At 61.0% G+C, this 9,233-nt stretch carries 11 protein-coding genes and 1 pseudogene; 6 read left to right on the forward strand and 6 right to left on the reverse strand.

Going from position 1 to position 9,233, the window contains the following annotated elements; all coding sequences use genetic code 11:
* Positions 1–12: 12 nt before the first annotated feature.
* Entirely contained in the window at positions 13–333 is a 321-nt protein-coding gene (locus ACFFP0_RS29655; RefSeq protein ID WP_377265825.1) for an ArsR/SmtB family transcription factor, read from the reverse strand.
* A gap of 148 nt (positions 334–481) precedes the next feature.
* On the opposite strand from ACFFP0_RS29655, the gene ACFFP0_RS29660 reads away from it, so the two are divergent.
* The 5 genes from ACFFP0_RS29660 to arsH all read left to right on the forward strand — a co-directional run bounded on the left by ACFFP0_RS29660 (position 482) and on the right by arsH (position 3,263).
* On the forward strand, positions 482–832 hold the full coding sequence (locus ACFFP0_RS29660; RefSeq protein WP_377265826.1) for an ArsR/SmtB family transcription factor: 351 nt from the start codon (positions 482–484) through the stop codon (positions 830–832).
* A gap of 92 nt (positions 833–924) precedes the next feature.
* Positions 925–1,434 (forward strand): arsenate reductase ArsC, encoded by a 510-nt coding sequence (locus tag ACFFP0_RS29665; protein ID WP_377265827.1) that lies wholly within the window; start codon positions 925–927, stop codon positions 1,432–1,434.
* Positions 1,431–2,135, forward strand: a complete 705-nt coding sequence (locus ACFFP0_RS29670) for an aquaporin (RefSeq protein ID WP_377265828.1) — start codon at positions 1,431–1,433, stop codon at positions 2,133–2,135. The genes ACFFP0_RS29665 and ACFFP0_RS29670 overlap by 4 nt, the downstream gene beginning before the upstream one ends.
* A gap of 2 nt (positions 2,136–2,137) precedes the next feature.
* Positions 2,138–2,563 (forward strand): arsenate reductase (glutaredoxin), encoded by a 426-nt coding sequence (gene arsC, locus ACFFP0_RS29675; protein WP_377265829.1) that lies wholly within the window; start codon positions 2,138–2,140, stop codon positions 2,561–2,563.
* Positions 2,520–3,263 carry an arsenical resistance protein ArsH gene (arsH, locus tag ACFFP0_RS29680; RefSeq protein ID WP_377265830.1) on the forward strand — a complete coding sequence of 248 codons (744 nt, stop codon included), beginning with the start codon at positions 2,520–2,522 and terminating at the stop codon, positions 3,261–3,263. Before arsC ends, arsH begins: the two co-directional genes overlap by 44 nt.
* On the opposite strand, the gene ACFFP0_RS29685 is transcribed toward arsH, so the two are convergent.
* From ACFFP0_RS29685 to ACFFP0_RS29695, 3 genes are read right to left on the reverse strand one after another with little or no spacing between them, the layout of a single operon-like run.
* Positions 3,264–4,295 (reverse strand): TniQ family protein, encoded by a 1,032-nt coding sequence (locus ACFFP0_RS29685; protein WP_377265831.1) that lies wholly within the window; start codon positions 4,293–4,295, stop codon positions 3,264–3,266.
* Positions 4,292–5,170: a TniB family NTP-binding protein gene (locus tag ACFFP0_RS29690; RefSeq protein WP_377265832.1), complete on the reverse strand. Its 879-nt coding sequence runs from the start codon at positions 5,168–5,170 to the stop codon at positions 4,292–4,294. Before ACFFP0_RS29690 ends, ACFFP0_RS29685 begins: the two co-directional genes overlap by 4 nt.
* A gap of 6 nt (positions 5,171–5,176) precedes the next feature.
* Positions 5,177–6,829, reverse strand: coding sequence for a TnsB C-terminal domain-containing protein (locus ACFFP0_RS29695; RefSeq protein ID WP_377265833.1), 1,653 nt, complete (start codon positions 6,827–6,829; stop codon positions 5,177–5,179).
* Positions 6,830–6,897: 68 nt separating this feature from the next.
* Between ACFFP0_RS29695 and ACFFP0_RS29700 the strand changes: the two are divergent.
* Positions 6,898–7,737 (forward strand): annotated as a pseudogene (locus tag ACFFP0_RS29700) (RHE_PE00001 family protein); the annotation flags it as partial.
* On the opposite strand, the gene ACFFP0_RS29705 reads toward ACFFP0_RS29700, so the two are convergent.
* Positions 7,667–8,299 carry a peptidase C1 gene (locus tag ACFFP0_RS29705; RefSeq protein WP_377265834.1) on the reverse strand — a complete coding sequence of 211 codons (633 nt, stop codon included), beginning with the start codon at positions 8,297–8,299 and terminating at the stop codon, positions 7,667–7,669. The pseudogene ACFFP0_RS29700 and the gene ACFFP0_RS29705 sit on opposite strands and share 71 nt — an antisense overlap.
* A partial coding sequence (locus ACFFP0_RS29710; RefSeq protein ID WP_377265835.1) for an ImmA/IrrE family metallo-endopeptidase occupies positions 8,296–9,233 on the reverse strand: 938 nt, incomplete at its 5' end. The genes ACFFP0_RS29705 and ACFFP0_RS29710, both read right to left, overlap by 4 nt.

The following is a 9,233-nucleotide window of genomic DNA, read 5'->3' on the forward strand; positions in this document are numbered from 1 at the left end:
AAAGAGAGGCCGTCAGGCGGCGGCCTCCTCCTCGTTCGTTGTGCAGGCAGCATCGACGCAGCATTCGTCAACCAGAAAACCGACCAGGCTCTCCATCGCAGGATAGTTGGCGCGACAGATCAATGTGGTTGCCTGCCTCTCCTGCGTCACCAGACCCGTCGCGATCAGCCGCTGCAGATGATGAGACAGGGTGGAGGCTGGAATGCCGAGTTTCTCCTGCAGGCCACCGACCGGAAGTCCAGCCTTTCCGGCGCGCACGAGCGTCCGGTAGACCTGGAGACGGGTCGCGTTGCCGAGTGCTTCGAGCTGTTTTGCTGCTTGTTCGAGATTCATGGAAATAAGGCTACGCCGACGGAAACTGCTCGTCAATCACTATTTCGACGATCTTCGAATTAACCTATTCATTCGTTAGCCGGACAGGGCTTGTTTGTGAAGATGAGTTGCGTTATCTATAATTCAAGATTTCAACGGATATTGAATCATGGATGACCGCCAGGCTCTTGGAGCCTTCGGGGCACTGTCCCAGGAAACGCGGCTGAAGATCGTCCGCATGCTTGTCGTGGCCGGGCCTGACGGTCTGGCGGCGGGAATGCTGGCCGAAAGGGTGGAAGTGTCGCCCTCCAACATCTCCTTCCATCTGAAGGAGCTGGAGCGGGTCGGCCTCATCTCGCAACAGCGGGAATCACGCTCGATCATCTATCGGGCGAACATCGAAGTTCTGGGTGGCCTGATCCGTTTCCTGATGGAGGATTGCTGCGCCGGCCATCCCGAAATCTGCGCGCCGGCGGCGCAGGTCGCCGCTTGCTGCGCGCCGGTGGCAGAGAGGGCATGACGATGGGCGCGATCCAGCCGCTGCTTCTGCACATGTCCGCAACCTTCATGAGAATGCGTCTATCGGAACAACGTCACTAGGGGGCTAACGCCATGTCTGATCGCGTCTATAATGTACTCTTCCTTTGCACCGGGAACTCCGCCCGCTCCATCATCGCCGAGGCTATCCTCAACCGGGTCGGCCAGGGCAAGTTCAAGGCCTACTCGGCCGGGTCTCACCCGAAAGGCGAGGTCCACCCCTATACGCTGCAACTCCTGAAGACCCTGAATTACGATACCAGCTTCGCCCGTTCGAAGAACTGGGACGAGTTCGCAGTCCCTGGGGCTCCGCAGATGGATTTTGTCTTCACGGTCTGCGACAGTGCCGCTGCCGAAGCCTGCCCGGTATGGCCGGGTCAGCCTATGACCGCGCATTGGGGCGTTCCCGATCCAGCAGCAGCCGAGGGCACCGACGCCGAAAAGCATTTCGCCTTCGACGACACCTACCGGATGCTCAACAACCGCATCTCCATCTTCGTCAGCCTGCCGATGACGAGCCTGGACAAGCTGGCGCTCCAGAAGCGACTGGACGAAATCGGCCGAAACATGCCGAAGGCCGGATGAGCGTGACCATCGATCTTGGCCGCCGCCTCGCCGCAGAGGCGCTCGGCACCGCGATCCTCGTCGCGACCGTCGTCGGTTCAGGTATCATGGCGGACCGCCTGACCGACGACGTCGCCCTTTCGCTGCTCGGCAACACTATCCCGACCGGCGCCATCCTGGTCGTGCTGATCTCCATCCTCGGGCCGATCTCGGGTGCGCATTTCAATCCTGTGGTGACCATGGTGTTCGCCGCGCGGCGGGGACTGATAGGATCCGCCGCCGGCTTGTATATTCTCGCCCAGATTGCCGGCGGGATCGTCGGGACCTGGACCGCCCATCTGATGTTTGACCTGCCGATATTCCAGGTTTCCGAGACGGTCCGGACCGGATCGGCGCAATGGACTGCGGAAGCTGTTGCCACCTTCGGTTTGCTGCTGACGATCCTGGGAGGTCTGCGTTTCCGAGTCGAGGCGATCCCAATGCTGGTCGGGCTTTATATCACCGCCGCCTACTGGTTCACCGCCTCCACATCGTTCGCCAATCCGGCGGTCGCGATTGCCCGCAGCCTCACGAACACCTTTTCCGGCATCCGTCCCGTCGATCTGCCGGGATTCATCGTCGCCCAAATGCTCGGAGCGTTGATCGCTGTCGCTTTGGCAAGCTGGTTGTTTGCGGACCGCCGCAATGAAATTCCACCCATCTCCTCGAAGGAAAGCGTCTGACCATGGATGTCACGATCTATCACAACCCCGACTGCGGTACCTCGCGCAACACGCTCGCACTGATCCGGCATGCCGATATCGAGCCGACCGTGATCGAGTATCTAAAAACACCGCCGTCGCGAGAACAGCTCATCAAGATGATTGCCGACGCAGGTCTTACCGTGCGTCAGGCGATCCGCGAGAAAGGCACGCCCTATAAAGAACTGGGCCTCGACAATCCGTCCCTGACCGACGACCAGTTGCTCGACGCCATGCTGAAGGACCCAATCCTCATCAACCGCCCCTTTGTCATCACCCCGATGGGAACCCGGCTATCGCGGCCGTCGGAAGTCGCGCTCGATATCTTGCCGGCAGATGCATTCAAGGGGCCCTTCGCCAAGGAGGATGGCGAACCGCTTCTCGACGCGGAGGGACGGCGTATTGTCTGATCTCCCGGCGGTCGACCCGCGCCACCTTCGCCAGCCTGATCTGGAGGCGCTTCGGCCGCCATTCTCCACCCGTCCGCCGCGGATCCTGATCCTCTACGGTTCCCTCAGGGAGGTGTCCTATTCCCGCCTGCTCGCCCAGGAGGCCGGTCGCCTCCTGGGGAAGTTCGGATGCGAAGTGCGCATTTTCGATCCATCCGGCCTTCCGCTTCCGGACGATGCGCCTGTCGATCATCCGAAAGTTCAAGAGCTCCGAAAACTCTCGGAATGGTCGGAAGGCCAGGTCTGGGTGAGCCCGGAGCGGCACGGCGCCATCACCGGCATCATGAAAGCGCAGATCGACTGGATACCGCTTTCCATCGGCGCGGTCCGCCCGACTCAGGGAAAGACACTTGCGGTCATGCAAGTGTCCGGCGGCTCGCAGTCCTTCAATGCCGTCAATACGCTGCGGCTGCTGGGCCGCTGGATGCGGATGATCACCATCCCGAACCAGAGCAGCGTCGCGAAGGCCTACCAGGAATTCGACGCCGATGGTCAGATGAAACCGTCATCCTACTACGACCGGGTCGTGGACGTATGCGAGGAACTGGTGAAGTTCACGCTGCTGACGCGGGACGCCTCCGCTTACCTTGTCGACCGCTACAGCGAGCGCAAGGAAGAAGCGGAAAAGCTCGAAAAGCGCGTCCAGCTCAAATCAATCTGATCAAACTTCGACAGCGGCGGTATCCCGTTTTCTCCGATGAGGGTTCTGCTTTACCCGACGATATGCTTCCAAAAGGCCCCTAAGGTCCGCGGTCCGTTCCCGGTGGGCCTTCGGCGCGTGTCGTTGAATCCGATATTCGAGGCCGGTCGCCAGGCGCTCGATCAAACTCGCATGTCCATCCGCCGACAGGATAGACCGTCGCCAAAGCGCGACGACAGCATCGTCATCGTCGATCAGCCACTCCTTCGGGTGCATTGCGAGCCGCTCGAAACATCGAATGCGCGCCAATGTGGACAGGCTGACGAGAGAGACCGTCGGATACTGGCCGTAAAAGTCGGGAATGGCCAAAAGGCGTCGGACAAGGGAATTGGTAAGCAGCGAGCCAGTGATCGCCTCCAGCCTGCAGATATCGTGAATGCACGTGTCCAGCGATCGGATTGCCGGACTAACAAAACTCGTCGATGCCCGCCGCAGATCGAAGCCGCAGGCGGCACAAAAATGCTGCGGGACGAGTTCAAGCTGACTGAAGACCGCGATGCGGCTGCGGCAGGACGGGCATCGGTCACGCAATCCGCATCGGTGGTGTGGACACGAAATCCTGGTCGCCAAACGCCATTGCCGGCGAAAATGGGGCTGGGCATCCTCGGCCAGGCACTGCGGGCAGAATTGCAGCCAGGTTGAACTGAGGCGGCGTCCGTCATCGCGCAGGGGCAGGAGCAGGCGCTTCAACGGCGATCCTTTCAGAGACATCGCGAAAAGTCGCGACAAGGGAATGCCGGTGTGTGTCGTGAGGATATTGATGGCGTCGGTCTGAAAATTCATGTCGAGGGACGCTGACCACATCCCGGTGCTGAAGCCGAGCACACGGCCGAATGACCGAGGGGCTATGCCGTTCGCAAATCCCAGCCGATGCGCCCAGCTCGACAGCAACTCGCCAGGTTGCGGCCGCACGACAACGGGCCATTGCTCGGACACCACCTCGTGGTATCGCTCGCGGATGGCGATCGCCGGACCGCGCTCGGAGGTCGTCACAGCAGGTTCTCGCGCAGAGCGGCACTGCGCCGCTGCGAGATCGGAACATAGTGAAGTTCGTTAAGCCCTGCCTTGGTGAGGCGTTCGGCACCCGAGCGTATCGCGGCGATCACCGCCTTCGTGACGATGGCAACGGTCTCGCCGATCAATCCTTCCGACAGGTTAAATATGCGTCGCGCCAACGGCTCGTCGGACAGATTCGAAACCTGGGCGAGCGGCAAAGCTGTCTCCAGGCTGTCCAGAAGCATGAGATACTCTTCATCATACTGCCAGCGTGGAACGGCAAAAAAATCGAAACGGCTCGCCATTTCGCTGGTGGCATTGATGAAGTCGTAGACGGCTACCTCGCCGATCAGCACCGGGGAAATATCGTACTGCCGTCCCATCCGCCGCAGAAAGGCGAAGACAGCCTCGACATCGCGTGAGCGACCGCGCAGTGCATTGTGGAATTCGTCGAAGATCAGCATCCTCGGTTTGAGGGTTGCCAGCAAATGGTCGAGCTGTTCGGCCTTGCGTCTGACGTCGTGAAGATCCCCGCCGGGAGCTCGCAACGCCTGCAGAATGCTGCCGTAAAAGTGTCCGAGACCGACGCCCTCGCGGGTCTGGATCATCCAGACTCTCTGCTCGTGCGATCGCCTCAGGTGTTCGACGGCAAACCGCTCGGCGATCATCGTTTTGCCATTGGCATAGGGGCCGACCAGCATCAGACCCTGCGTGCGTAGCGATGGGGGCCGTGAGAGGAGGTCCGCCAGCCGCTGATGGGCGTGTTGCGCCACTTGATGTCCGATCCATCGCGAAGCACGGACATAGGCGATGCGTTCTTCCGGATCACGATCGAGATAGGAGCGCACATGCTCAAGGAGATGATCCGACATGCCTGGTCACCAATCTTCGACCGGCAATGTCCGCTTTTGACGAACAGGATGTTCGGTCGTCGCTGCCTCCTGTGGCTGCATGGCTGAATAGGGCTTTACCGCCGCGGCGGCGTGGGCGACGCGAACAGCATCACGTAACTGGCGCTTCGACGGTTTCGCAGCGGCAGCAATGGTGGCGATTTCCCGCCGCAACGCCACCTGTTCGACGCTTGAGCGCTGGTTTGCCATGCGCCGACGGGCGCGCTCCGCCTCGAATTCCCACAGCGTCAACGACGTCAGCCGACCGTCGCGCCGCTCGACAGATCGATACTGCCGGGTTTCCGGGTCGCGGACATAGACGTGGCTGATGTCCCGTGGATCATATCGAATCTCCAGCTTTCCAAGCCGGTCGCGTTGCGGAACGAGCACGCCGAGCCATGGTGAATAATAGTGCAAGGCGAACATGCCGATGCCCTGCGGCGACAATTGCCTCTCGGTTCGAGGCAGGAACGACAACAGCACCTGTTGCGGGTCGTCCTTGAAGCGAGGCAAACCCGCGCTGTTCTGCTGCCATTCCTTGATCGGCACCTTCAGCGTCTTGGAGTTTTCCTGAAGGTTGTGATCGATCACGGCCAGAGGGATGCAACGCTCGAGATCCGAGAAACTCAGACGCGCCCGCCGCTCGGCAGGATATCCGTCGCGGTCGGCCACCGATCGGCCCGACGACCCCGGATAGGTGGCAAGCACCGCGTTGAGTTTGCCCAGCAATCGTTCGACCACGCCACCTTGGTGTACCCGACCACGATCGCGGTAGCGGATCCGGATGCCATAATCGTCGCAGCCGCGTTGAAACGCATAGCCTTTGAATTCTTTTGCCGAGTCCGTGACAAGCAGCCGCGGCCGACCGAACATCGGCCACGCGTAGTCAAGATCCCGCGCGGCAAGCCAGGCTTCCTTCGGGCACATCGCCTGGGCGAGGCAAAGCGCGACAGAAAGCACCGACGGTTTTTCCAGCGTCAGGCAGAAGCCGAGGATCGATCGTGTCGCGACATCCGTGACGATCGTCAGATAGGGACGGCCGACGAAGTCCCCACTTCCGTCGACGATCTCCACGAAATTGATATCGGTCGGCGTATGGTCGATCTGACAGACGTCCAGCGGGTGTGCCGCATGGATGTATCCCGGCCGTGGTTTCAGGCGCAACAGATGCTTTGGATTGGCCGATCGCTTCCTGGCGATTTCTTCAGGCCCGAACAGAGCCGGAATGCGCCGGGCGACGGAAACGTAGGACGGCAAGGCAAGGCCGGCTTCTTCGCAACGGGCACGGATTTCGGCAACGACGGGTGCGAGCGGCGGCGCCTCCAGTGTCAGCCATTGTTCACGTAACGTCGTGCTGATGATCGCCTCCACGTCGGACGACAGCCGCTTGCGCCGGGTCTCGGCAGCGCGAGGCAGCAACGCCGTCGCCATTCGGGTAACGCGGTAGCGTGCGAGCAGATTGTAGATTTGGCGGGTGGTCAGCCGCAACTCGGCCGCGGCCCGGGCGACGGCTTCCTGCCTCGGGCCAGCGCCATCGAGGATCTTGTCCAATTCGCCGGCGACGCGCCGTGCCGCAGACCATTGCTCGTCCGTGATCGTGGGCGTCGCTTTGGCTGTTCGATCGCGCAATCGCTTTGGCAAACGGCGGCTCTCACTGAAATCGTTAGCGGAAAATTGAGCCGTGTTTATCGTCTAACCCTAACGGAGGTATGACATTTCCACGATTGAAATGGCAAAGTAAAACCCACACTAGTAGTGCGTTGTCGCGTCTCGACGAGCGGATCGCCCGTTCGCCCGTCGGCCAGGGCTGGATCGAGAGGATGCATTTCGCCGATGCCTGCGCCTCGCTGTGGATCGACGGCGAACTCGTCCATCTCGAAGACCTCGTCCTCCACGATGCCACCCGCGATATCCGCACACCCACCCACGAGCTGACCATCGCTCGCGACGTTTTGAGGACCCGCCGGCGTATTGCAGCTCAGTCGCCGGATTGGGCGTTGTCGGCCGACGGCATCCGCTCGCTGCGGAAAACCGCAGAGATCACGACGGCTGACACGGAAGAGGCGCAGACGCTCGGTGCCATCCGGCGTGCGGTCACAATCGATCCGGAAGGGGAGGGGGGCGACGCCGACGACGTCGAAAATCTTCCCGGCATCGACTATGCCGCCATCGACGCGGTCCTCGCCCGATCGGAGGCGGCGATCGAGGACGCGACACGTCCCGGCCGTGCGACGGCGAGCCGTCCCGAAAAGGATCCGTTGCTCTATGATCTCGACTGGGACGAGGATGCCCGGCTCGACGAATGGCGGGCAGTGCTGCGCCAAGCCGAAACCTTGCCTGCGGTGTTGCAGGCGATCGTCGCCCTCGATGCCTGGAACGAGCTTTCCGTCCTGCAGCATGCGCCCTGGCTCGGCCGGCTGTTTGCCGCCTCGATCCTCCGCCAAGCCTGCATTACCACCGGCGCTCATCTCGCCGCCGTCAATCTCGGCCTGAAAACCATTCCCGTCGATCGGCGCCGGCATTGCGATCGTGAAACCCGGCTGCTTGCCAGCTGTTGCGCACCAGCACGGAGCGCTTGTCGTCGACGAGGCCGTGGGCAACGGCAATGACAGCATGTCGGCGTTCCGGTTCCGGTTGCTCGCCGATCGCCGGCGTCACGATCGCTTCGCTGGAGGGACGGAAAAAAGAAGGAGATAGCGTCAGAAGAAGCACCAGCGGGATGCCTCGATCAATCCCATCGATCACATCAGTGATCGAAGCCCTTAGCCCGCGGCCGTTGCGACCATAAAGCGAGATAACTCTGCCTGGCGGCTGCCATGAACTCTCGTCTTCCGGGGATTTCGGCAAATATGGCCAGTCGTTTTCCTCAGGCTGTCCAACCTTCTTCAACGCGCCGAGAATTGCAGCCGGCACTGCCCCTTGCGTAGACAACCGGCTCGAACGTCGCTGCGCCTGGAAGAAGAGATATTCGCAGGAGAGCGGCGACCATTCCCCGCGCGCCGCCGCATGGATGTCGCTCGTGGCAAAGGCCAGGCAAGTCGGCCGTGCGCCCTGGTTTCGCGCCGGCCCGAACAGGTCGCGGAGATCTTTGATAATGACGATATTGCTCATGCGGCCTCAAGCAAATCCCGACGTTCTGCCCGTGACAGGCCTTCCTCCTCGGGTCCTGTAAGGTCGAACTCCACCTCGAGCGAGGTCAGGGGTGCATCGTCTGGATCCCATGGTCGGCGCTCGTCCAGCGCCATCGTTCCGCGATAAGAGGAAGTCGGTTGCGCGGTGACCCTACGAACAACAGGCCCCCCGACCCCATCTCCATCGACCGCTTCCAGCTCCTCGCGCACGATCGCAAATCCGCTCGCGTTGAGCTGATCCATATCCCAGAGATAACCGCCGCCGCTGTGTTCTTTCAGCCGCAAAACGAAGTGGTCATTGCGACTGCCATCAATCCGGGTGTCCGCGTCTTTTTCCGTGAGCAGCCACACGTCGCCGCGATAGTCGTCGGGTTGGTAAGGCTCCAAAAGGCCCACCTTCAATTCCCGCGGCTTTGTCAGCAATAGCTCACGCGCCAGTTTGCGATCGATGAGGCTATTGCGAACAAGCGTCCAGCAGGTGGCCTCATAGCTTGCGCCCAATCGAAGGGCCAATTGATAAACCGTACTGGGCCGCCGGAAATTGTCGACCGTCCATCCCTGCCGCATCATGTGCCATCCTAGCAGCCACACTGGCAACATGAAGGCCGTCGCAAAAGCATCCGCTTCGACTTCCTGAAGATCAGACGCTGGTTGTGCATTCATCGGCATGCGTCGCAGCATGCTCTCATCGTCCAGACTCGGCTCATGTTGCATAACATAATGACCGAGTTCGTGCGCGGCGGTGAACCGCTGAATACTCATCGGGCGTTCGGTCGTCACCAGAATGCTGTCAGGCGAAGTGAGAAACTGACCCCCTGACGAAATGAAGAACTGCGCCCTCGTTTCCCAACGAGGAGAGATGGATGACGAGGTTGGTTTCAGCGCATCCTGCATTGTCGCGAACGATGCAGGGC

The organism is Neorhizobium puerariae (assembly GCF_042429745.1).
GTDB lineage: Bacteria > Pseudomonadota > Alphaproteobacteria > Rhizobiales > Rhizobiaceae > Neorhizobium > Neorhizobium puerariae.